Source organism: Actibacterium sp. XHP0104 (genome assembly GCF_025751515.1).
Lineage (GTDB): Bacteria > Pseudomonadota > Alphaproteobacteria > Rhodobacterales > Rhodobacteraceae > Actibacterium_D.
The window spans coordinates 97395-119974 of record NZ_JAOWLE010000004.1 but is presented as its reverse complement, the minus strand read 5'-3'; the positions used below and the strand labels follow the sequence as shown (position 1 = coordinate 119974).

Annotated in this window: 16 protein-coding genes, 1 tRNA gene and 1 riboswitch; of the genes, 7 read left to right on the top strand and 10 right to left on the bottom strand. The window is 64.8% G+C overall.

What is annotated here, in order from left to right; genetic code table 11:
* Nucleotides 1–19: 19 nt before the first annotated feature.
* On the bottom strand, nt 20–493 hold the full coding sequence (locus OE856_RS08230) for a c-type cytochrome (RefSeq protein WP_263715598.1): 474 nt from the start codon (nt 491–493) through the stop codon (nt 20–22).
* Between the two features lie 54 nt (nt 494–547).
* Nucleotides 548–2323, bottom strand: coding sequence for a SulP family inorganic anion transporter (locus tag OE856_RS08225; RefSeq protein WP_263715597.1), 1776 nt, complete (start codon nt 2321–2323; stop codon nt 548–550).
* A gap of 115 nt (nt 2324–2438) precedes the next feature.
* Nucleotides 2439–2538: riboswitch (TPP riboswitch) on the top strand.
* A gap of 39 nt (nt 2539–2577) precedes the next feature.
* On the opposite strand from OE856_RS08225, the gene thiB reads away from it, so the two are divergent.
* Genes thiB through thiQ form a run of 3 tightly spaced genes read left to right on the top strand, consistent with a single transcriptional unit; the run spans nt 2578 to nt 5772 of the window.
* Nucleotides 2578–3558 (top strand): thiamine ABC transporter substrate binding subunit, encoded by a 981-nt coding sequence (gene thiB / locus OE856_RS08220; RefSeq protein WP_263715596.1) that lies wholly within the window; start codon nt 2578–2580, stop codon nt 3556–3558.
* Nucleotides 3534–5093: a thiamine/thiamine pyrophosphate ABC transporter permease ThiP gene (locus OE856_RS08215; RefSeq protein WP_263715595.1), complete on the top strand. Its 1560-nt coding sequence runs from the start codon at nt 3534–3536 to the stop codon at nt 5091–5093. The genes thiB and OE856_RS08215 overlap by 25 nt, the downstream gene beginning before the upstream one ends.
* Entirely contained in the window at nt 5080–5772 is a 693-nt protein-coding gene (gene thiQ / locus OE856_RS08210) for a thiamine ABC transporter ATP-binding protein (RefSeq protein WP_263715594.1), read from the top strand. The genes OE856_RS08215 and thiQ overlap by 14 nt, the downstream gene beginning before the upstream one ends.
* 51 nt (nt 5773–5823) lie before the next feature.
* On the opposite strand, the gene OE856_RS08205 is transcribed toward thiQ, so the two are convergent.
* The 6 genes from OE856_RS08205 to dapF all read right to left on the bottom strand — a co-directional run bounded on the left by OE856_RS08205 (nt 5824) and on the right by dapF (nt 11542).
* On the bottom strand, nt 5824–6615 hold the full coding sequence (locus tag OE856_RS08205) for a cytochrome c1 (protein ID WP_263715593.1): 792 nt from the start codon (nt 6613–6615) through the stop codon (nt 5824–5826).
* A 17-nt stretch (nt 6616–6632) separates the two neighbouring features.
* On the bottom strand, nt 6633–7970 hold the full coding sequence (petB, locus tag OE856_RS08200; RefSeq protein ID WP_263715592.1) for a cytochrome b: 1338 nt from the start codon (nt 7968–7970) through the stop codon (nt 6633–6635).
* Between the two features lie 11 nt (nt 7971–7981).
* Entirely contained in the window at nt 7982–8545 is a 564-nt protein-coding gene (gene petA / locus OE856_RS08195) for a ubiquinol-cytochrome c reductase iron-sulfur subunit (protein ID WP_263715591.1), read from the bottom strand.
* 218 nt (nt 8546–8763) lie between these two features.
* On the bottom strand, nt 8764–9378 hold the full coding sequence (locus OE856_RS08190) for a glutathione S-transferase (RefSeq protein ID WP_263715590.1): 615 nt from the start codon (nt 9376–9378) through the stop codon (nt 8764–8766).
* A 47-nt stretch (nt 9379–9425) separates the two neighbouring features.
* The gene (gene mtaB, locus OE856_RS08185; protein WP_263715588.1) at nt 9426–10706 is read right to left on the bottom strand and encodes a tRNA (N(6)-L-threonylcarbamoyladenosine(37)-C(2))-methylthiotransferase MtaB; all 1281 of its coding nucleotides are present in this window, start codon (nt 10704–10706) and stop codon (nt 9426–9428) included.
* Entirely contained in the window at nt 10706–11542 is an 837-nt protein-coding gene (gene dapF / locus OE856_RS08180; protein ID WP_263715587.1) for a diaminopimelate epimerase, read from the bottom strand. The genes mtaB and dapF overlap by 1 nt, the downstream gene beginning before the upstream one ends.
* Nucleotides 11543–11650: 108 nt before the next feature.
* On the opposite strand from dapF, the gene OE856_RS08175 reads away from it, so the two are divergent.
* A tRNA-Lys gene (locus tag OE856_RS08175) sits at nt 11651–11726 on the top strand.
* A gap of 147 nt (nt 11727–11873) precedes the next feature.
* The gene (locus OE856_RS08170; protein WP_263715586.1) at nt 11874–12701 is read left to right on the top strand and encodes a M48 family metalloprotease; all 828 of its coding nucleotides are present in this window, start codon (nt 11874–11876) and stop codon (nt 12699–12701) included.
* A gap of 43 nt (nt 12702–12744) precedes the next feature.
* On the opposite strand, the gene OE856_RS08165 is transcribed toward OE856_RS08170, so the two are convergent.
* Nucleotides 12745–13713 carry a hypothetical protein gene (locus tag OE856_RS08165; RefSeq protein ID WP_263715585.1) on the bottom strand — a complete coding sequence of 323 codons (969 nt, stop codon included), beginning with the start codon at nt 13711–13713 and terminating at the stop codon, nt 12745–12747.
* A gap of 194 nt (nt 13714–13907) precedes the next feature.
* Here OE856_RS08165 and OE856_RS08160 point away from each other — a divergent pair, with 194 nt between their 5' ends.
* Together OE856_RS08160 and OE856_RS08155 are read left to right on the top strand one after the other, a co-directional pair.
* Nucleotides 13908–15686, top strand: a complete 1779-nt coding sequence (locus OE856_RS08160; protein ID WP_263715584.1) for an autotransporter assembly complex protein TamA — start codon at nt 13908–13910, stop codon at nt 15684–15686.
* A complete protein-coding gene (locus OE856_RS08155) occupies nt 15686–18922 on the top strand; it encodes a translocation/assembly module TamB domain-containing protein (RefSeq protein ID WP_263715583.1) in 3237 nt (1078 codons plus the stop codon). Before OE856_RS08160 ends, OE856_RS08155 begins: the two co-directional genes overlap by 1 nt.
* Here the strand turns inward: OE856_RS08155 and OE856_RS13720 are convergent.
* A complete protein-coding gene (locus OE856_RS13720) occupies nt 18919–22521 on the bottom strand; it encodes a calcium-binding protein (RefSeq protein ID WP_318527631.1) in 3603 nt (1200 codons plus the stop codon). The genes OE856_RS08155 and OE856_RS13720 overlap by 4 nt on opposite strands.
* Between the last annotated feature and the right edge of the window lie 59 nt (nt 22522–22580).

Here is a 22580-nt window from a genome sequence, read left to right as displayed (position 1 = left end):
CGAATGGCGCGTGTGGCCGTTATTGCAGGCTGTGCAGGAAGGCAAAGAGGTTGGCGGCGTCCTCGGGCTTGCGCAGGCGCTGCGGGGTCATGGCCGAGCGGCCGCTTTCGCCGGTGGCACTGGTCAGATAGCCGCTGGGATCCTGGATATAGGCGGCGAAATTCTCTTCGGTCCAGGTCAGGCCGGCGGCATTGGCGGCCTCCATCAGCTTGGAATAGCGAAAGCCCTCGACCGCGCCCATGGGTGCGCCGGCGATACCGTAAAGGTTGGGGCCGGTCTTGCCCGCCTTGCCGGCCAGAATGTCACCGGCGGGGTTCACCACCACATGGCAGGCGGCGCATTGGCGAAAGGCCTTTTCGCCCGCAGCGGCGTCACCGGTGACGGTCAGTTCCTCGACCGCGGGTTCGGCGGCGGGCTGGGCACCGTGCGAGTTGGCAAATGCGGGGGCGGCGGCCAGCAGGCAGGCGGCTGCAAGGGACAGGTGGAATTTCATCGGGTGTCTCCAAGGTAGGTCACGCGCGTCACAATATTGGCGCGCATGGGCCGGTCAATCGGTCGCCGAGACGCGGGCATGGGCCGGGCGATTTGCTGCCGATCCGGGTTTCGACAGCTGCTGCACGGCGTCGAACTGGCTAAGGAACACGCGGCCCGACAGATCATGCAGGAAATGCGTGCGGGCCAGCCTGTCCATCACCGGGCCTTTGACCTCGGACAGGTGCAGGCTGATGCCCATGTCGCGCAGGCGCGCGTCGATGGCCTCGAGCGATTCAAGCGCCGAAGTGTCGATCGCATTCACGGCCGAGCACATCAGGATCACATGTTTCAGATCGCAATCGGCGACGACGCGGTCATAGAGGTAATCTTCGAGATAGCGGGCATTGGCGAAATACAGGTTCTCATCCACCCGGATGGTCAGGATCTCGGGGCGGGTTTCCACCTTGTGGCGGTTGATGTTGCGGAAATGCTCGGTGCCGGGCACCAGGCCAACCTCGGCGATATGCGGGCGCGAGGTGCGGTAGAGAAACAGAAAGATCGACAGGCCCACGCCCGACGACACCCCGATTTCGACGCCAAAGCCCAGCGTCAGCAGGATGGTCGCAGCCACGGCGGCGAAATCGGCGCGGTTATAGTTCCAGGTGGTGCGCAGGATCGAGAAATCGACCAGCGACAGCACGGCCACGATGATGGTGGCGGCCAGCGTGGCCTTGGGCAGGAAATACAGCAAGGGCGTCAGCGCCAGCGCGGCCAGCAGGATGCCCACGGCGGTAAAGGCGCCGGCGGCGGGGGTCTCGGCGCCCGCGTCGTAATTCACCACCGACCGGGCAAAACCGCCTGTCACCGGATAGCCGCCCGAGATCGCCGCCGCGACGTTCGATGCGCCAAGGCCGATCAGTTCCTGGTCGGGCACGATGCGCTGGCGGCGCTTGGCGGCCAGGGTTTGCGCGACTGACACAGATTCAACGAATCCGATGACCGAGATCAGCACCGCCGAGCCAAAGAGGCCGGTCCAGATCTCCCAGTCGAAACTGGGCAGGCCCAGCGGCGGCAGGCCCTGCGGCACCTCGCCCACGATCGCGACGCCGTGCTTGTGCAGGCCAAAGATCCAGGTCACCAGAGTGGTCACCGCCACCGCGCCCACCGGCCCGGCCTTGGCCAGAATGTCGGCCAGGCGCGGCTTGATGCCCCGCGCCAGCAGCAGCGGTTTCAGCCCCTTGCGAACCCAGAACAGGAACGCGGTCGAGCTGATGCCGATCAGCAGGGTCCAGATGCTGATCTGGCCCAGATTGGCGATCAGCGATTGCAGCAGTTCAAGCAGGTTATGCCCCGAGGCCGGAATGCCCAGGATGTGCTTTAGCTGGCTGGTGGCGATGATGATGCCCGAGGCGGTGATGAACCCCGCGATCACCGGGTGCGACAGAAAGTTCGCCAGAAAGCCCAGCCGGAAAAACCCCATGATCAGCAGGATCAGACCCGAAAGAAACGCCAGGATGATCGCGGCGGCGGCATATTCGGCCGTGCCTTGCAGCGCCAGGTTGCCCACAGCGGCCGCCGTCATCAGCGACACAACCGCCACCGGCCCCACCGCCAGCGCACGCGAGGTGCCGAACACCGCATAGGCCACCAGCGGCAGGATCGAGGCATAAAGCCCCATCTCGGCCGGCAGCCCCGCCAACAGCGCATAGGCCAGCGATTGCGGGATCAGCATGATGGTCACGATCACCGCCGCCACCAGGTCATTGGTCAGCGTGTCGCGGCTATAGTGCCGCCCCCAGTCGAGAATCGGCAGGTATCGTTTGAACGCCTTCAGCGGGGGCAGGGTCACCAGAACCAACCTTTTATATTCATGTTTTATGATGTGATTAGCATCTGCCCCTGAAAACACAAGGGTTTTGCACCATTGCTGCCCCTTGTGGCCACCGGGGCGCTGGCCTAGATTGCGCTTTACCTCGGGGTGCCCGGCCGGGCTGAGATGCATGACGCAAACCCGTTGAACCTGAACCGGTTAAGACCGGCGGAGGGAAGGCACGTGGACATCCACCAACCCCGACCCCGCCCGTCGTGAATGAGGATGACCAGATGAAATATCCGATCTTCGCTGCGGGAGCCCTGTTCGCCACGATGGCCGTGGCCGAGACCCCAGTGCTTACCGTCTATGCGCCTGACTATTTCGCCTCGGAATGGGGCCCCGGCCCCAAGATGGAGGAATTGTTCGAGGCCGAATGCGGCTGCGACCTGCAATTCCGCACCGGCGATCTGATGCCGCGCCTGCTGCTAGAGGGCGACAAGACCGACGCCGATGTGGTGATCGGCCTGAATACCGACGTCACCAAAAAGGCGCGGGAATCGGGCCTCTTTGCCCCGCATGGGCAGGACAATGCGTCTCTAACACTGCCCATTTCGTGGTCGGACGAGGTGTTCCTGCCGTTCAACTATTCGCATGTGGCCTTTATCTATGACACCACGCGCGTGGAAAACCCGCCGGCCAGCTTTGACGAGCTGCTGAACGCCCCCGATGACCTGAAGATCGTGATCCAGGATCCGCGCAGCTCGATCTCGGGGCAGGCGCTGATGCTGTGGGTCAAGGCGGTTTACGGTGACAAATCGGGCGAGGCCTGGGCCAAGCTGTCGCCCAAGATCCTGACCGTCACCAAGGGATGGTCGGAATCCTATGGCCTGTTCACCGATGGCGAGGCCGACATGGTGCTAAGCTACACCACCTCGCCCGCCTATCACATCATCGCCGAGGGCGATGAGACCAAAAAGGCCGCGATCTTCCCCGAGGGGCACTATCTGTTTGTCGAGCTCGCCGGCAAGATTTCAGGCACTGATCAACCTGAACTGGCCGATCAGTTCATGGCCTTCGTGGTGTCAGAGGCGTTTCAGAACATGATCCCGACCGGCAACTGGTCGCTGCCCGCCAAGCTGGCCGACGACAAGCTGCCCGAAGGGTTTGCCAAGCTGAACATGCCCGAAACCGTGCTGTTCTTTGACGAAGAGCAAGCCGCCGCCCTGCGCGATGCGGCGGTCGAGGAATGGCGCGCCGCGCTCAGCCAATAAGCGTGGGCCTCTGGGTCGGGGCGGCTGCGGCGGCCCTGATCCTGATGCTGACGCTGGGCACGCTCGGCGCGGTCATGCATCGCGCCGGGTCATTCTCGGGCTTTGGCCCGGCCGATTGGGCCGCCATCCGGTTTACCCTGCTACAGGCCAGCCTGTCGGCGCTGATCAGCGTTGCGCTGGCGATACCCGTGGCGCGCGCGCTGGCGCGGCGGCAATTCCCCGGCCGGGGGCTGTTGATCACCCTCTTGGGCGCGCCGTTCATCTTGCCGGTAATCGTCGCGATTTTGGGTCTGTTGGCGGTGTTCGGGCGCAACGGATTGCTGAATATTGCGCTAAGTTGGGCCGGAATAGAGCCTGTTTCGATCTACGGGCTGCAAGGCGTGCTGGTCGCGCATGTGTTTTTCAACCTGCCGCTGGCGACGCGGCTGATCCTGCAAGGCTGGCTGTCGATCCCGTCCGAGCGGTTTCGCCTGGCGGCCAGTCTGAACTTTCGCGCCGATGATGTGAATCGCCTGCTGGGGCGGCCGATGCTGCGGGCAGTGGTGCCCGGTGCGCTGGTGGTGATTTTCGTGATCTGCATGACCAGTTTCGCGGTCGCGCTGACGCTGGGCGGCGGGCCGCGGTCGACCACGGTCGAACTGGCGATCTATCAGGCGTTCCGCTTCGATTTTGATCTGGGCCATGCGGCGCTGTTGTCGGTGGTGCAGTTCGGCCTGTCGGCGCTGGCTGCCGTGCTGGCCGCCTGGATTGCGGTGCCGGGGTTTAGCGGCGCGGGGCTGGATCGGCCGGTGTTGCGCTGGGATGCGCGACGCGGCTGGCTGCGGGCGCTGGATGCGCTGTGGATCGGCCTTGCGGCGCTGTTCCTGCTGTTGCCGCTGGGCATGGTGGTGGGGCAGGGCGTGGCGTCGCTGTTCAGCCTGCCGCCGCAGGTGTTCGGCGCGGCGCTGCGGTCCGTGCTGGTGGCGGTCGGGTCGGCCTGTTTGATGCTGGCGCTGGCCCTGCCGCTGTCGGTGGCGGCGGTGCGGGCCGGGCGGCTGTTCGAGGTGATCGGCACGCTGGCGATCGCTGCCTCGCCGCTGGTGATCGGCACGGGGCTGTTCATCCTGCTGCGCCCTGTGGCCGATCCGGTGGCGCTGGCCCTGCCGGTGACGGCGCTGGTGAACGCGGTGATGAGCCTGCCTTTTGCCTTGCGCGCCCTGCTGCCCGCCCTGCGCGAGGTCGAGGCCACCTATGGCCACTTGGCCGACAGCCTGGGCATGCGCGGCTGGGCGCGGCTGCGGCTGTTGCTGGTGCCGCGTCTGCGGCGGCCCATCGGGTTTTCGATGGGGCTGGCGGCGGCGCTGTCGATGGGCGATCTGGGGGTAATCGCGCTGTTTGCCGATCCGTCGCAGGCCACGTTGCCGTTGCAGCTGTATCGCCTGATGGGGTCTTATCGGCTGGATCAGGCGGCGGGGGCCGCGCTGTTGCTGTTGGGGCTGTCGCTGGCCCTGTTCTGGCTGTTCGATCGCGGAGGACGGGTGAATGCTGACGCTTGAGGGTCTTGTCTATCGGTCGGATGATTTCAGCCTGAGCGCCGATTTCGCCGTGCCTCCCGGCGCGCGGGTGGCGGTGATCGGGCCGTCGGGGTCGGGGAAATCGACGCTGTTGGATATGATCGCGGGGTTTCTTGCCCCGGTGCAGGGTCGTGTGCTGTGGCAGGGCAATGACCTGACCCGGATGCCGCCGGGCGATCGCCCGATCAGCCTGCTGTTTCAGGACAACAACCTGTTCCCGCATCTGACCGTGGCGCAAAACGTGGGCCTTGGCCTGCGGCCCGATCTGCGGCTGTCGGCCGATCAGCGGGCGGCCGTGGGTGCCGCGCTGGCCCGTGTCGGCCTGGCCGGTTATGAGGCGCGCAAGCCCGCGGCCCTGTCGGGCGGACAGCGCAGCCGCGTGGCGCTGGCGCGGGTGCTGTTGCGGGCACGGCCGCTGATGCTGTTGGATGAGCCCTTTGCCGCGCTGGGGCCGGCGCTGCGGGCCGAGATGCTGATGCTGGTGCGCGAGCTGGCCGATGAAACCGGCGCGACGGTTCTGATGGTGACGCATGATCCGCGCGATGCGCGGGCGCTGGGCGACCAAACGGTTCTGGTGGCTGGCGGCCTGGCCCATCCGCCGCAACCGACCGAGGCGCTGTTCAACGACCCGCCCCCGGCGTTGCGGGCCTATCTGGGATGAAAAAAGCGCGCCCCGAGAGGCGCGCTTTGATTTTTTCGACTGTGGTCAGCCTTAGGCTTGTTTGGCCTTTTTCTTGACCGGGGCCCAGAGTTTCTTGTTGGTCAGGTACAGCAGGGTGCTGAGCACGACCAGCATGAACACGCCGGCGAAACCGGCACGCTGGCGGGCCATCATCTTGGGCTCGGCAGTCCACATCAGGAACGAGGCAACGTCCTCGGCTTCGTGGTGCAGATCGTTGCTGTGACCGTCGTCAAACTCGACATCCTCGCCGTACAGCGGCGGGGCCATCGCGATCCAGCCGCCGGGGAAGGCGGTGTTCTTGTAGTAGGTGGTGCCCGCTTCTTCTTTTTCCTCGCCGGTGTAACCGGTCAGGATCGAGACGATGTATTCGGGGCCACCGATACCTTTGAACAGCTGGTTCAGACCGGTGCCGGCAGGGCCGTGAAAGCCCGAGCGCGACTTGGCCATCAGCGACAGGTCAGGCGCGGTTTCCAGGCCCGAGGCCGGGAACTTGTCGGTCGGTTTGGCCGGGCGGAAGTCGTCCAGCTCGGGGTCGAAGACCTCGAACTGTTCGGCATAGGCGATGACTTCTTCTTCGTTGTAGCCCAGTGCGCCTTCGTCACCCAGGGTGCGGAAGGGCACGTATTTCAGGCCGTGACAGGCCGAGCAGACCTCGGTGTAGACCTTGAGGCCGCGCTGCAGCTGGTTTTGGTCATACTTGCCGAACGGGCCTTCGAACGAGAAGGCGACGTCGTGGGTATGGCCGGTGTCCCCTGCCGCCAGCGCGCTGCCAGCGGTCAAGGCCAGGGCGGTCGCCGCCGTAAGGGTGAGTTGCTTGATCATGTTCTTGATCCTTTCTCTCACTCGGCCGGGGTCGATTGCGCGGCGGCGCCATCGGTCCCGTAGTGGGCGTTAAAGTCGTCTTCGATCGTGGCCGGCTGTGCGGTCGGCTTTTCGATGACACCCAGCAGCGGCAGGATGACGAAGAAGTAAGCGAACCAGTAGGTGGCACCGATCAGCGAGATCCAGTCGTAGGGGAAGTCGGTCGGACGCGCGCCAACCCACATCAGGACCATGAAGTCGATGGCCAGCAGCCAGAACCACCACTTGAACATCGGGCGATAGCGGCCCGAGCGCACCGACGAGGTATCCAGCCACGGGGCCAGAGCCATCGCGATGATCGCGCCGAACATGGCCAGCACACCAAAGAACTTGGCGTTGACGATGCCGAAGGTGACGAATTCGACCAGCTGCACCGCCCAGACTTCGGAGGTGAAGGCACGCAGGATCGCGTAGAACGGCAGGAAGTACCATTCGGGAACGATATGCGCGGGCGTCACCAGCGGGTTGGCTTCGATGTAGTTGTCGGGGTGGCCCAGGTAGTTCGGCATGAAGCCGACGATCGCGAAGAACACCACCAGCACGACGGCCAGGGCAAAGAAGTCCTTGATCACGAAATAGGGCCAGAACGGCAGGGTGTCTTTCTCGGCTTCGGCTTTCGAGCTGCGGCGAACGTCAACACCGGTGGGGTTGTTGTTGCCGGTGTGGTGGAAAGCCCAGATGTGGACGATCACCAGAGCGGCAATGACGAAGGGCAGCAGGTAGTGCAGCGAGAAGAAGCGGTTCAGCGTGTAGTTGTCCACGGCGGGCCCGCCCAGCAGCCAGGTCTGCAGCGACTCGCCAACCAGCGGGATCGCGCCAAACAGGCCGGTGATAACGGTGGCACCCCAGAACGACATCTGACCCCAGGGCAGAACGTAGCCCATGAAGGCGGTGCCCATCATTGCCAGGTAGATCAGCATGCCGACGATCCAGGTGATCTCGCGCGGCGACTTGTACGAGCCATAGTAGAGGCCGCGGAAGATGTGCAGATACACGGCAACAAAGAACAGCGAGGCGCCGTTGGCGTGCATGTAGCGCAGCATGTGGCCGCCGTTCACGTCACGCATGATGTGCTCGACCGAGGCAAAGGCCTGATCGACATGCGGGGTGTAGTGCATGGCCAGAACGATGCCGGTGGCGATTTGCAGCGCCAGGCAGAAGGCCAGGACGATACCCCAGATCCACATCCAGTTGAGGTTCTTGGGGGTCGGGATCATGATGGTGTCATAGACCAGCCCAACGATGGGCAGGCGGGCGTGCAGCCACTTTTCGATACCGGTTTTCGGTTCGTAATGATCGTGCGGAATTCCAGACATCGTGTTCTCCCTCAGCCCAGCTTGATCGTGGTTTCATCCACGAATTCAGCAACGGGGATGTGCAGGTTCTGCGGCGCGGGGCCTTTGCGGATGCGGCCCGACGTGTCGTAGTGCGAACCGTGGCAGGGGCAGAACCAGCCGCCGAAATCGCCCGAGGCGTTGCCGATCGGAACGCAGCCCAGGTGGGTGCAGACGCCGATCATGACCAGCCATTCGCCGTTTTCATCCATCGCGCGGTTGGCATCCGAAGCATCGGCGCCGACCGGGGCGTTGGGGTTTTGCGAAAGCGGGTCGATCAGTTCGCTCATCTCGACGTTGCGGCCGGCCTCGATCTCTTCGGGGGTGCGGCGGCGGATGAACACCGGCTTGCCCAGGTATTTGACGGTCAGCTGGCTGCCTTCGGCAACACCCGACACGTCAACACGGATCGAGCTGAGCGCCTGAACGTCAGCCGACGGATTCATTTGATTTACCAGCGGCCAGACGGCAGCACCTGCCGTCACAGCACCGGCACCAGCGGTCGCGTAATATAGAAAATCGCGGCGGGTGCTATCGTGGTCTTCAGCGTGGGACACGAGACTTCTCCCTTCCTTGGCCCTGCGGTGGCCAAAACACCCCCCGGACGGAGGGTGCTATGACATTGCAATCGGCGCGGTTTTAGCGGTGCTCAACCCTTTCGTCCAGCAATCATTGACCTTACATGTACCATTTTCGCGCGGCGTTTCCGCATGGTAGCGGTCGCAGCATGGCATATGGGCGGTTTCGTCGCGGTTTGGCGCGGATTCGGGTCGAACTAGGTAGCTTGCGGCGGAGTTGTGGTGACAAAGCTGTCACGGGTCGCGAATCCTTCGAACCATTGCGCCAGATCGGGATAGGACGCGCGCCAGTTTCGGGCGGGATGGCGGAAATCGAGGTATCCCAGCGCGCAGGCCACGGCGATATGGCCCATGGTCATTGGCCGGTTCAGCCACATGATCCAGCGCGAGTTCAGATCGCCCAGCGAGCGGTCGATCTTGGCCCATTGGCCTTCGACCCAGGGGGTAAAGCGCAGCTCTTCGGGCCGCACGCGGGTCTCGTAGACCATCAGCACGGCCGCCTCCATGATGCCATCGGCCAGCGCCTCGGCGGTCAGCACCTCCCACAGATCGGGCTCGGCCGGGTACAGGCCGGCCTGGGCGCGGGCGTCGAGATAGCGGCAGATCACCCGGCTGTCATAGATCGGCGGGCCGTCGCGGCGGGTCAGTACCGGGATCTTGCCCAGCGGGTTTTCGGTCAGCGGCGCCTGGCCCGGATCGACCGGGGTGCCCGAGCCGACCTGTTTCTCGACCCCGGCGTCCAGCCCGGTTTCAAGCAGAACCATCCGCACCTTGCGGGCAAAGGGGGATGTGGGGCTGTGATAGAGTTTCATGGCGGGCCTCCGGGGTTTTGGGCAGCTTAGCGCCCGTCCGGCCCGGTTCAAGCGCCGATTGCGGTGGCGGTCAGCTGCTGGCCGTCGATGCCGGTGATCCGGGCGGTGACGATCTGGCCCTCGGGCTGATCGGTGCCGAATGTCACCTCGGTGAATTGCGCGGTGCGGCCCATGCGCGGGTTTTCCAGCAAGACCTGATGCGTCGCGCCGATCTGCGCCTGCAAATGCCGCGCGACCTGCGCATCCCCCGCCGCCCGCAGCCGGGCGGCACGGTCCTTGATCGCCTTGCCGTTCACCTGCGGCATCCGGGCCGCCGGGGTGCCCTGGCGGGGCGAATAGGGAAAGACATGCAGCCAGGTCAGATCGCAGTCAGCCACCAGCCGCAGAGAGTTCTCGAACATCGCTTCGGTCTCGGTCGGGAAGCCGGCGATGATATCGGCGCCAAAGGTGATGTCGGGCCGCAGCGCGCGGGCCTCTTGGCAGAACCGGATCGCATCATCGCGCAGGTGGCGGCGCTTCATCCGTTTCAGAATCATGTCGTCGCCGGCCTGCAGCGATAGGTGTAGATGCGGCATCAGGCGCGGCTCGGTCGCGATGGCCTGCATCAGGTTCTCGTCGGCCTCGATGCTGTCGATGCTGCTGATCCGCAGGCGCGGCAGGTCGGGCACCAGCCGCAGGATGCGCATGACCAGATCGCCCAGGCGCGGCTCGCCCGGCAGGTCGGCGCCCCAGCTGGTCAGATCGACGCCGGTCAGCACGACCTCGTTATAGCCCCGGTCCACCAGCCGCTTGATCTGATCGACCACAACCCCCGCCGGCACGCTGCGCGAATTGCCACGGCCAAAGGGGATGATGCAGAAGGTGCATCTGTGATCACACCCGTTCTGAACCTGCACATAGGCGCGGCTGCGCGTGCCGAATCCGTCGATCAGATGGCCGGCGGTTTCGGTGACTGACATGATGTCATCGACCTGCACCTTTTCGGTTTCGCCAATGAAATCAGGCCCCTTGGCCATGCGCGCCCAGGTTTCGGCCTGCATTTTCTCGGTGTTGCCGATCACCATGTCGACCTCGGCCATGGCGGCAAAGGTGTCGGGCTCTGTCTGGGCGGCACAACCGGTGACGATCAAGGTTGCGCCGGGGTTGTCGCGGCGCAGCTTGCGAATCTCTTGCCGCGCCTTGCGCACGGCCTCGGCGGTGACGGCGCAGGTGTTGACGATCACCGCGTTATCCATGCCCGCCTGGGCCGACAGATCCTTCATCGCCTCGGTTTCATAGGCGTTCAGGCGGCAGCCCAGCGTGGCAAAGACAGGGGGTTTGGCGGTCATCAGACCGAATCCAGGAATTCGCGGGTGAACGTGCCGGAAAACACATGCGTCGTCGGGCCGGTCATCCAGACGCCATCGTCGCGCCAGTCGATCCATAGCGTGCCGCCGTCCAGATCAATACGCACATTGCGCCCGGTCAGCCCGCGCCGCGCCGCCGCAACGGCGGTGGCGCAAGAGGACGAGCCCGAGGCCATCGTGACGCCAACCCCGCGCTCCCACACCCGCATCCGCAGGTGGTCGGGCCCGATCAGGCTGGCGAATTGCACATTGGTACGCTGGGGAAACAGCGGGTGATGTTCGATCTCGGCGCCGCGGGTAGCCAGGTCGACGGCCTCGGCATCCTCGACGAAAAAGGTGCAATGCGGGTTGCCCATGCCGGTGGCGGTCGGTGTGCCCTCGATCGGCAATTCCAGCGTATCCATCTGATGCGCCAGCGGAATTTCGTCCCATGCCAGCAGCGGCGCGCCCATGTTCACACGGGTCAGCCCGTCGCCCGCATCCTCGGCAATCAGCGTGCCGCGCTCGGTCGTCAGGGTCAGGCGGGTCTGGCCTGTCTCATCCATCAGATGCCGTGCGATACAGCGGGTGGCATTGCCGCAGGTCGCCGAGACCGAGCCGTCGGAATTGTAGAACACCAGCCGCGCATCGGCGTTGCCCCCCGGCAGGATCACCGCAAGCTGGTCAAAGCCCACGCCCTGATGCCGGTCGGCAATCGCCGCAATCAGCGCCTCAGACAGCGGTGCATCGCCTGCCCGCTGGTCCATGACCACGAAGTCATTGCCCAGCCCGTGCATTTTCATGAAGGGCAGGCCGGATGTGCCGATCTGTGTCACCATGCGGCGGCATATAACGCGCGAAATCGGCCAAATCCAGAGATAGCGAAAAAAAGCGACGAATTGGGCTTGACCGCCCCCCGGGGTTTTTCTAGTTAGCGGGCCTCAAGTGGGCCGTTAGCTCAGTTGGTAGAGCAACTGACTTTTAATCAGTGGGTCGCAGGTTCGAATCCTGCACGGCTCACCACTTATTCCCGGATTTATCAGGGTCTTAACAAACCGCGCCATTGGGCGCGGTTTTTGTTTGTCGCGCCGTCGCCAAGTTGCTGTTTCGCCGAAAAATTGTTGCCACGATCAACGCTATACCTTTGGGCGAGTTAAGAGTGGAGACAACATGAAACTGTTTCGAATTGCCTGTTCCGGCATGGCGCTTGCGGTGCTTGCGGCCTGCGGTACGACCTATGAGTTGCCCGGTGTTGATGAGGGTGTCACCTCTCGCGCCAATGCGATGTTTGCCGAGGCGCAGTCCTCGCCCGAGCGCGGCCTGAACAGCCAGGCCTCTGGCGTTGCCCGCTTTACCCGCGTTGCGCTCCGGGTCGAGCCGGTTGCGAAAAAGTTCTGCGAGGCAGAGCTGGCCAACAAGCCGGGCATTGATTGCAACGTGCGGCTAGAGCTGGATTACAAGGCCGAAGAGCGCAACGCCTATTTCACCTATGCCGAGAAGGGCAAGAAAAGCCCGGTCATCCGCTTTACCGTGCCGATTCTGCGCGATGTCCAAAGCGATGACGAAGTGGCGTTCATCCTGGGCCATGAATACGGTCACCTGATCGGTCAGCATATCGACAAGCAGCAGAAACAAGCGATTGCCGGGGCCTTGATCATGGGCACTCTGATTGCGGCGGCGGGCGGTGGCACCACCTATGACGCTGATGCGGTCAACTCGGGCATCGAGCTGGGCGCGGCGCTGGGCCATGGTGCCTTCTCGAAGAATTACGAGCTGGAGAGCGACATGCTGGGCGCGCGGATCGCGGCGGCGGCGGGCTATGACCCGGTCAGGGGCGCGAAATATTTCGCCCGAGCCGAAGAGGCGCGCGGGGAGACGGGCAAGCTGTCGTTCTGGGGCACGCATCCGGCCGATGCCGATCGCATTGCCGTGGTCATCGCGACATCCGAGCAGATCAAGGCGCGTCAGGCCCTGGTGCGCAAGGAAGCCAAGAAGTAACACCCTTGCCCAAGGGGCGCCGTCCCTTGGGCAGACCCGTCCGTCAGGCCGTCAGCGGCACGGGGTCTAGTTGCGGTGGCGCCATGTTCTGGCGCAGCGGCAGGCCGGTGATCTCGCTGAGAATGGCGCCGAATTCCCCCATCACATGGCTCGGAGACGACAGCCGCATGATCTGGGCCATCACGGCCAGCCCGCGATGCCATTCGGGGCTGCCAAAGGCCTCGGCCGCGCGGCTCAGCCCCTGCATCACGGTTTCGGGCCGGTCGTCATCCAGCAGAAACGGGTAATCCGCACCCAGGTAATGCACCGCATCGGGCACATCGCGCGGCACCAGAATGTTCGACCGGCACAGCGCGGCGGTAAAGCCCTTGGTAAAGGGCTTGTGGATCCTCGGGTCGGCGGGTTCGGCCCGAGCGGCGAGATGCAGGTTATAGTTTGGCAGCCGGCCAAGCAGGTCTTCGAAGCCTTGCGATGTCTGGGCGTCCAGCCAGTCGATCCGGCCCTCAGCCCCGGGCAGTTCGGGCGCGTTCTCGCGGCGGCCCAGGTAACAACAGCGCAGATCGGCCAGCGCGCCAAAGCTTTGCCCCATCAGCCGCGGATCGGCGTGGTGGGTGACATGGCGTATCTCGGCCTGGGGAAACCGGTTGCGCAGCGCCTGTTCCTGGGCGCGTGACGACGCGATGTGAATGTCGATCTGATCGGTATGCGGGCTGCGCAGGGCCTTGTCGATCCAGTCGGCCAGGATCGCGCGGTTATGGGCCTTGAGATGGTCCATCGCCTCGGGGTCGAGATGCTGGATCAGCGCCTTGACCAGCACGACAACCGCGCCGTTGATCCCTTGAACGGCCTCAAGATGGCCTCCGGTTCCCTTGCGGGGCAGGGCGATGGTGCGAAAGCTGTAATCCTGACCCAGCAGGGTTTGGGCCATCTCGGCGAACTGAAAACACCGCATGACCACCGAACCGCGGGTCGCATGGCCGCGCGCGTATAGAAAGACGACGGGGATGGTCACTGCTGAACCTCGCGGGGTGTTGGCCGGGCTGGTCGGCTTTCGGGCAAGTATTCGATGCGGCCCGTTGATTGGCAAGCCGCCTTTCACCCCGCCCCCAAGCGATTTCCCGCGTCTGATGCGATCGTGACAACCGCGTGCTGGCAGGCGGTTTCGAACGGTGCTAGGCATGGCTGGGTGCATCTGGGTGCGGGCGTATGCGGTTATCTACTCTCTTTCTGGCCGTGATGTTGGGCGTGTCTGGCGCCCAAGCGGCCGAGCTGAGCCTGAAGCTGACCGGCGAGGCGCCCGAAGGCCTGCACGAAGAGCTGCGCGCCGCTTCGCTGACCTTTTCCGCCAATGCCGATGCCGCCAGCACCACCCAGGATCTGATCGCCGCCGCGCGGGCCGATTACGCGCGGCTGGTGGGGGTGCTGTATGGCCGGGCCTATTACGGGCCGGTGATCCATATTCGCATCGACGGGGCCGAGGCCGCCGCCCTGCCGCCCTTTGACGGGCCGCACAAGGTGCGCGAGATCGTCATAACCGTCGATCCGGGCCAGCGTTTCGTGTTTTCGCGCGCCGAGATGGCCCCCTTGCCCAAACGGGTAGACCTGCCCGAGGGGTTTGCCGCCGGGCAGCCGGCCGAGGCCGACGTAATCAAGGCTGCCGCCGTGGCGGGGGTTGATGGCTGGCGCAGTGCCGGTCACGCCAAGGCCGCGCTGGCGGGGCAGAGGCTGTTGGCCGATCACCGCAAGGCGACCCTGGCGGCCGATCTGACCCTCGCCCCCGGTCCGCGTGTGCAGTTTGGCGATCTGGTCCTGCACGGGGAAAGCCGTGTGCGCGATGACCGGTTGCATCGCATTGCCGGCCTGCCGGTCGGCACGATCTTTGACCCGCACGAACTGGACCGTGTTGCCAACCGCCTGCGCCGCACCGGGGCGTTCCGGTCGGTGGTGCTGACGGAATCTGACCAGATCAACCCCGATGGCAGCATGGATATTGGCCTGACCGTCACCGACGAGCGCCCGCGCCGTATCGGTGTCGGGGCCGAGATATCGTCGCAAGAGGGCGTCGGCCTGTCGGCGCACTGGATGCATCGCAACTTTTTCGGCGGGGCCGAGCGGCTGCGCTTTGACGCCGAGATCGGCGGTATCGGCGGGCAATCGGGCGGCGAGGATTACCTGCTGGGCGCCAGCCTGACCCGCCCCGCCGCCTTTGGCCCCGATACCAGCCTGCGCTTTGCCATCGCGGCCCAGCGGCTGGACGAGCCCGATTACATCGAGGAAAAGTTGACCGCCGAGGCGGCGCTACGCTTTCACCATATCGAGAACCTGGAATGGGGCGTCGGGGTCGGCCTGCGCCATTCCGAGGTTTGGGATGATCTGGGCGCGCGCAACTTCGACCTGCTGCTGTTTCCGGTCGTCGCCACCTGGGAACGTCGCAACAGCACGCTGAACGCCGATGACGGGTTTTTCATCAATGCCGAGGCCACGCCCTTTCTGGGTCTGCGCGGCAGCGCCTCGGGCGCGCGGTTCTATATCGACGGGCGGGCCTATGAAAGCTTTGGTGCCGATGAGCGTCTGACCGCCGCCGCGCGGGTGCAGCTGGGCTCGGCCCTTGGGGTGGGCCTGTCGGAAATTCCGCCCGAGATGCTGTTCTATTCGGGCGGCGGAGGCACCGTGCGCGGGCAGCCCTATCAATCGCTGGGTGTCGATCTGGGCGGCGGCGATTCCACCGGCGGGCGCTCATTCCTGGGTCTCTCGACCGAGCTGCGCTATGACGTCACCGACGATTGGGGCGTTGTCGGCTTTGCCGATGCGGGCTTTGTCGGGCGCAAGGCGCTGGGCGGCGATGGCGACTGGCATTCGGGTGCCGGGCTGGGGCTGCGCTATAATACCGGCATCGGCCCGATCCGCCTGGACGTGGCCGTGCCCGTTTCGGGCAGCACAAGCGACGGCATGCAATTCTATGTCGGGATCGGGCAGGCCTTTTGATGCGCAAGATCGTTTTCGCCGCCCTGTTGATGATGCTGCCCCTGCCGGCCCAGCCGCAGCAGGATGACGGCAGCGCGCTTGAGAGCTTTCTGGAAGAAAAACTGTCCGATGCCGGGCGGGCGGTCACTATCGTCGGGTTTCAGGGCGCGCTGTCTTCGACCGCGACGCTGCGCGAGCTGACCATTGCCGATGGTGACGGCGTGTGGCTGACGCTGCGCGGGGTGACACTGGATTGGTCGCGCGCCGCGCTGTTGTCGGGGCGCGTCGAGGTCAACACCCTGACCGCCGAGGAAATCCTGCTGCCGCGTCTGCCGAAATCCGAGATCACCCCCGATGATGCGAATGCCAGCGGGTTTGCCCTGCCGGAATTGCCGGTTTCGGTGCAGATCGGCACGCTGGGCGCCGATAAGGTGGTGCTGGGCGCGCCGGTGCTGGGTCAGCCGGCCGAGTTCGCGCTGAGCGGCAGCATGAGCCTGGCCAATGGCGAAGGTGCGGCCAAGCTGACCGCCCAGCGGATCGACGAACGCACCGATACCCTTGGGCTGGATGTCGACTATGCCAACCTCACCCGCCATCTGCGCATTGATCTGGCCCTGCGCGAAGACCAGGGCGGCATCGTTGGCAACCTGCTGCGCCTGCCGGGGCAGCCCGCGCTGGGGCTGACGGTTCAGGGTGATGCGCCGCTGTCGGATTTCACCGCGACGATCGCGTTGTCGTCTGATCAACAGCCCCGCCTTGGCGGTTTTGTGCGTCTGCAAGATGCGCCCGCCGATGATGATACCACGCCCGAAAGGCTGTTCAGCGGCGATCTGTCGGGCGATATCGCGCCCCTGTTCGCGCCGCAGATGCGGGCGTTTTTCGGGTCGGGAATGCGGCTCTATTTCAGCGGAAAACGCTTGGCGGATGGCGCGACAGAGATTGGCGAATTCGGGCTTCAGGCCGATCAGATCGACCTGATCGGTAGCCTGACGCTGTTGCCCGGCGGCCTGCCGCGCCACATCGACGTGACCGGGCGCATTGCCGGGACCGGGCCGGTCGTCTTGCCGCTTGCGGGGCCCGAAACCACGATCGAGGCCGCGGCGCTGGCGGTGCAATTCGACGCCGATCGCGGCGATCGCTGGGTGGCGCATGGCAGCCTGCGTGGATTGGCGCGGGGCGGGCTGGCTGTTGGCCGGGCCGCGCTGGCGGGCGAAGGGCGCATTCTGGCCGATGGCCGTCAGGGCATCAGCGCCGATCTGACCCTGCGCGCCAGCGATCTGGCCCATGATGACCCGGCTCTGGCCCGCGCCATCGGCAAAGCGCTGGATGCGGCGGCGCGTATTGGCTGGGTGCAAGGCAGCCCGGTACAGGTGTCGCAGGCGCGGCTGCGTTCGGGCGGCACGCAACTGATCGCGGAGGGCCAGCTGCGGGGGCTGGCCGATGCCTTTACCATGTCGGGCGAATTGGGCGTTGTTAGTGACGATTTCTCCCGGTTCTCGGGGGTTGCGCAGCGGCCCTTGAAGGGGGCCGGGCAGCTGGATCTGCGCGGTGATTACGCCCCGTTGGGTGGGATGTTCGATATCACTCTGAACGCCCAGACCCAGGATCTGTCGGTCGGAATCGCGCAGCTTGATCCCTATCTGCAAGGCGCGGCCGAGGCCCGGATCGTGGCCCGGCGCGACGAGACCGGCGCCACGCTGGATACGCTGAAAGTCACCAGCGCCACCGCCACGATCGAGGCCTCGGGCCAGCTGTCGTCCGAGCGCGGGCAGGGCGCGCTGGATGCCCGGCTGAGCAACATCGCACCGCTGGCCGATGGCGTGACGGGGCCGGGCAGCGTGACTGCGCGCGCCCATTGGGTCGAAGGCACGCCGGTGGTTCTGGATCAGTTTGACATCGACGCCGCCGGCGCCCGCGCGCAGGTGGTCGGCACGATTGATCCGCGCGAGGGGCAGGCGCCGCTGGTCGATCTTGATATCGACGGGGCGGTGCCCCTGGGCCTGGCGAACGGGTTCATCGCGCCGCGCAACCTGCAAGGTGTGGCGGAGTTTGACCTCAAGATGGCTGGTGCGCCCGGTTTGGCGGCGCTGTCGGGCCAGATTAGCGCCAGCGGCGCGCGGCTGTCGGCGCCGCTGTTGGGCGAGGCACTGACCGACCTTGAGATGCGGCTGGCGCTGGCCGGGGGGCAGGCACAGGTGACAGGCAGCGGGCGCTTGCTGACCGGCGGGCGGCTAGAGCTGACCGGCCCGATCAACCTGGCCGCGCCCTATGATGCGAACCTGAATCTGTCTCTGAACCGGCTGATTTTGCGTGATCCGGAACTGTATCAGACCCGGATCAGCGGTGCCTTGTCGGTGGCCGGCCCTCTGGCGGGCGGCGCGCTGATCGCGGGCCAGATCAATCTTGATCCGACCGAGCTGAGGGTGCCTTCGGGCCATATCGGGTCGGGTGGGTCGATCCCGGACGGGCTGAGCCATGTCAACGATGAGGCAGATGTGCGCGCGACGCGCAATCGGGCCGGAATAGAGACGAATTCGACCGATCGCTCGGGCGGCCCGGCCTATGGGCTGGATGTGGTGATCAACGCGCCGAACCAGATTTTCCTGCGTGGCCGCGGGCTAGAGGCCGAGCTGGGCGGGCGGTTGCAGCTGACCGGCACGACGGCCGATGTGGTGCCCGTGGGCCGGTTCGAGCTGATCCGCGGGCGGCTGGATATTCTGGGCCGTCGGCTGGAGCTTGCCGAGGGTCTGATCCGGCTGCAGGGGTCGTTTGACCCCTATCTGCGTCTGGTGGCGCAGGCCCGTGCCGAGGATGGCACCGATATCGAGATCGTCACCGAGGGGCTGGTGAGTGCGCCGCAGATCAGTTTCCTGTCTGCGCCCCAGCTGCCCGAAGACGAGATCCTGGCGCGGTTGCTTTTCGGGGGCAGCGTCACCAACCTTAGCGCCTTGCAGGCGTTGCAACTGGCCAGCGCCGTGTCGGTTCTGACCGGCCGCAGCGATGGCGGCGTGATCGACAAGCTGCGGCGCAACTTTGGGCTGGACGATCTTGACGTGACCTCGACCACCGAGGGAACCACCGAGCTGCGCGTTGGTAAGTATCTGTCAGACAACCTTTATTCCGACGTGGTGGTCGATAGCGAAGGCCAGGCCGAGATCAACCTTAACCTGGATATCACCCGCGACATCACCGTCCGCGGCGGGGTCACAAACGAGGGTGATACCAGCCTGGGCGTGTTCTACGAGCGCGACTACTAGAACAGGAAAATGTCGTCGGTCGAAAAATCGGCCAGGGCCACGCCTTCGACGATGATAGTCTGGTAGCCGCATTTGATCAGCGTCGAAAGCTGGCCTGAAAGCAGTTTTTCCGACAGGTCATAGCCGGGATACAGCGGATCGGCATCCAGGTGGATCGTGTCGATTCCGACCTCGAAATCCTTGATCACATCAAGCTGCGTCAGGTTCATGAAGTCAAAGTAGAAGGCATCGGCGCCTTCGCCACCTGACAGGATATCCTTGCCCTCGCCCCCCCATAGCGTGTCGTCGCCGCGCCCGCCGATAAGGGTGTCGTTGCCCTGGCCGCCGATGATCAGGTCATCGCCATCCAGGCCGATCAGGGTTTCGTTATACTTGTCGCCATGCAGCTGGTCGTCGTGATTGGTGGCGATAAATATCTCGACCTGCGCATAGCTGTCGCCCTGTGCCTCGCCCGTGCCGGCGGCCCCGTCGGGCACGTTGATGGTCACGCCGGCAAGGCAATGTTCGAATGAAACAGTGTCTATTCCGGCCCCGCCGATATAGGTGTCGGCCCCGGCGCCCCCGACAAGCAGATCGTTGCCACCGCCGCCGTCCAGCAGGTCGTTGCCGTCGTCGCCATAAAGCGTGTCGTGACCATCTCCGGCCAGCAACGTGTCATTCCCCGTGCCGCCGGTCATCAGATCGTGGCCGTACCCTCCGTTCAGGGTATCGTTGCCGCCGCCGCCATGCATTGTGTCGTTGCCGCCATGGCCCAGCAGGGTGTCGTCACCTTCGCCGCCGTCGATCATGTCGTCACCGAACTGACCCCACAGCGTGTCATTGCCGGCGCCGCCGGTCATGAGATCATGGCCGGAGCCTCCGCTCAGGGTATCGTTGCCGTCGCCGCCATGCATGATGTCGTTGCCGGCATGACCCACCAAAGAGTCATCGCCCTCGCCGCCATCGAGATTGTCATCTCCGCCGCCGGCCAGCAACGTGTCATTGCCGGTGCCGCCGGTCATCTGGTCATTGCCGGTGCCACCATTCAACAGGTCGTTGCCCTCGCCACCGTCGATGATGTCATCACCGGCATGGCCCAGCAGCGTGTCATCGCCCAGGCCGCCATCCAGCACGTCATCGCCGATTGCGGCCAGAAGGGTATCGTTGCCCGCGCCGCCGATCATGTGATCATTGCCCGCGCCGGCCAACAGCCGGTCATCGCCGTCTCCGCCATCCATGGAGTCGTCACCATTGGCACCGATCAGCAGGTCGATGCCCGCGCCGCCCCAGATCTGGTCGTTGCCCTCGCCTCCGAGCAGCCGGTCGTCGCCATCGCCGCCATACATGATGTCGTCACCATTATTGCCGATCACGATGTCGATACCCGTGCCGCCCGACATCCGGTCATTGCCGTCGCCTCCGATCAGCCGGTCGTTGTCGGCCCCGCCATACATGATGTCATCGCCCGATTGGCCGTTCAGTATGTCGTTGCCGGCGTCGCCATACATGCGGTCGTTGCCGTTCCCGCCAAAGAGCCTGTCATCACCGGTATCGTCATACAGGATATCATTGCCGTCATTGCCAAAGAGCCTGTCGTTGCCGGTATCGCCATAGAGCGTGTCGCTGCCGTCGCCGCCGACCAGCCGGTCATTGTCGGCGCCTCCGTTCAGAATATCGTCGCCGCCCACGCCGATCAGCAGGTCGTTTCCGGCCTCTCCAAAGACCTGGTCATCGCCTTCGCCGCTGAACATCCTGTCATGCCCGTCGCCGCCATACATGACATCGTCGCCATCATCGCCATACAGGATATCGTTGCCGATCCCGCCATACAGCTGATCGCCGCCATCGCCGCCGTATAGTTTGTCGTTGTGGTCGCCGCCGTCGAGCAGATCGTCGCCGCCGTCGCCGCGCAGGATATCGATGCCGGCATCGCCATACAGGCGGTCCTGCCCCTCGCCGCCAAACAGCAGGTCGTCGCCATCGCCGCCGGACAGCAGGTCGTTGCCGGCATCGCCATACAGCTTGTCCGGCCCGGCCCCGCCGAACAGTTCGTCATTGCCGCCATTGGCCTGGATACGGTCGCCGCCGCCTTCGCCGTGCAGGCTTTCGTTGATGTCCTGCCCGATCAGGACATCGGCCCTGTCGGTGCCCTGCACCGGTGTCAGCTGCGGCGGCAGCGGGTCGGGCAGGGTGACCTGAAAGGCGATGCGCGACAGGTTGACCAGGTCGGCCGAGGTGAAATCCGATGCGCTCAGCGGCAGGCCGTCATGGCTGATCAGGGTCAGGATCTCGTCATGCACCACCAGCGTGGCGCCGGTGGCGGTTGGTGTGATCACAACATTCGAGATGTCGTAGACCATGCCCAACCCGGACAGGTCGATGCGGTCGACGCCTTTTTGAAAATCAAGGATCGTGTCTGGCGCGCCATCGGCGGTAAAGACGAACATGTCGGCGCCTGCGCCGCCGAAAAACGTCTCTGTTTCGGCGGAATCGATCAATACATCGTTCCCTGCCGTGCCGCTTATCGATGTGCCACCCCACAGGATCTGACCCGACAGGCCGGGGGTCAGCATGAACTGGGTCATGCCGGCCTCGGAGGCGGATGTGACGAAAACCTGCACCTCGGCACCGACCACGCGGGCGGCAATTTCGCTGATGTTGGACAGGGCGGTCTGATAGCTGTCGACCACGGTTTCCAGATGCAGCAGCCGGCCATTGGGCAGCAGCGTGAACAGCGACAGCCCGTCATCGCGCCCCGATGCCAGGATGTAGGCGCGCCCGTCATAGACAAAGCTCTCCATCACCGACACGCCGGCGAACCGGGTTCTCAGGTCGTCGATCACGTGGTCGACCGGGGTCAGAGTGCCGTCATCGCCAATGGCCAGCACCGTCAGGCTGGAACTGCCCGACGAGGCCACCACCAGATGCGGCGCGCCCATGATATCGACCACCTCGATTGCCTCGGGGCTGTTGATGGGCAACAGATCGGACGCCCCCAGCGCAACGGTCGGCGTCAGCGCGCCGTCGTCATCCACCGCAAAGACCGTCAGCCGGTCATCGGGCCCGGACGCGGCGATCAGATAGGTGCCGCCGGCGGTTTCGACGCGGGCCATGGCGGTGATGCCCGACAGCGGCATGGTGGGCGACTCTGGCGTTGCGACCAGCATTGTCAGGCTGCCATCCAGCGCGCTGGCATAGGAGGTCAGGCCGCTGGCATTCGGATCGGCCAGGTAGACGAATGTGCCGTTCGGCGTGGTGATCGACAAGGCCTCGACCCGGTCGGCTTCAGTGCCTGTTCGGCGGGAATAGAGCCGCAAACTGTCCGCTTCGGCCTGGTCTGTGACGGCGGCCAGATCATCCTTGCCCAGCAGCACGATGCGCGCGCCCAGGATGGCGCTGGTGACCTCGCCCAGGTTGGGCGGGTAATAGGCGGTGGCATTCAGCACCGCCAGCGCGCCCTGCGCCAGGTCAAAGGTCAGCCGCGTGCCACTGTCATTGTCAGTCAGGAACAGCTGGCCCGACAAAGCGTCGAGCCGCACCGCCGTCAACGGTAAGACCAGGGCGCCGCCCACGACAGCACCCGCGTTGGTGAAATAGGCCACCACAACCACCCTTTCCACGCACCCCTGCGTAGGGAAAAGGATGGCCCTCAGGTGTTAATCGCCGCTTGCCCGATTGT

What these genes read in the sequence shown, in the direction of transcription:
- OE856_RS08205 (WP_263715593.1), bottom strand. Translation starts at nt 6,615, where the DNA reads ATGATCAAGCAACTCACCCTTACGGCGGCGACCGCCCTGGCCTTGACC.
- OE856_RS08230 (WP_263715598.1), bottom strand. Translation starts at nt 493, where the DNA reads ATGAAATTCCACCTGTCCCTTGCAGCCGCCTGCCTGCTGGCCGCCGCC.
- mtaB (WP_263715588.1), bottom strand. Translation starts at nt 10,706, where the DNA reads ATGACCGCCAAACCCCCTGTCTTTGCCACGCTGGGCTGCCGCCTGAAC.
- dapF (WP_263715587.1), bottom strand. Translation starts at nt 11,542, where the DNA reads ATGGTGACACAGATCGGCACATCCGGCCTGCCCTTCATGAAAATGCAC.
- petB (WP_263715592.1), bottom strand. Translation starts at nt 7,970, where the DNA reads ATGTCTGGAATTCCGCACGATCATTACGAACCGAAAACCGGTATCGAA.
- thiQ (WP_263715594.1), top strand. Translation starts at nt 5,080, where the DNA reads ATGCTGACGCTTGAGGGTCTTGTCTATCGGTCGGATGATTTCAGCCTG.
- thiB (WP_263715596.1), top strand. Translation starts at nt 2,578, where the DNA reads ATGAAATATCCGATCTTCGCTGCGGGAGCCCTGTTCGCCACGATGGCC.
- OE856_RS08215 (WP_263715595.1), top strand. Translation starts at nt 3,534, where the DNA reads ATGGCGCGCCGCGCTCAGCCAATAAGCGTGGGCCTCTGGGTCGGGGCG.
- OE856_RS08190 (WP_263715590.1), bottom strand. Translation starts at nt 9,378, where the DNA reads ATGAAACTCTATCACAGCCCCACATCCCCCTTTGCCCGCAAGGTGCGG.
- OE856_RS08160 (WP_263715584.1), top strand. Translation starts at nt 13,908, where the DNA reads ATGCGGTTATCTACTCTCTTTCTGGCCGTGATGTTGGGCGTGTCTGGC.
- OE856_RS08155 (WP_263715583.1), top strand. Translation starts at nt 15,686, where the DNA reads ATGCGCAAGATCGTTTTCGCCGCCCTGTTGATGATGCTGCCCCTGCCG.
- OE856_RS08170 (WP_263715586.1), top strand. Translation starts at nt 11,874, where the DNA reads ATGAAACTGTTTCGAATTGCCTGTTCCGGCATGGCGCTTGCGGTGCTT.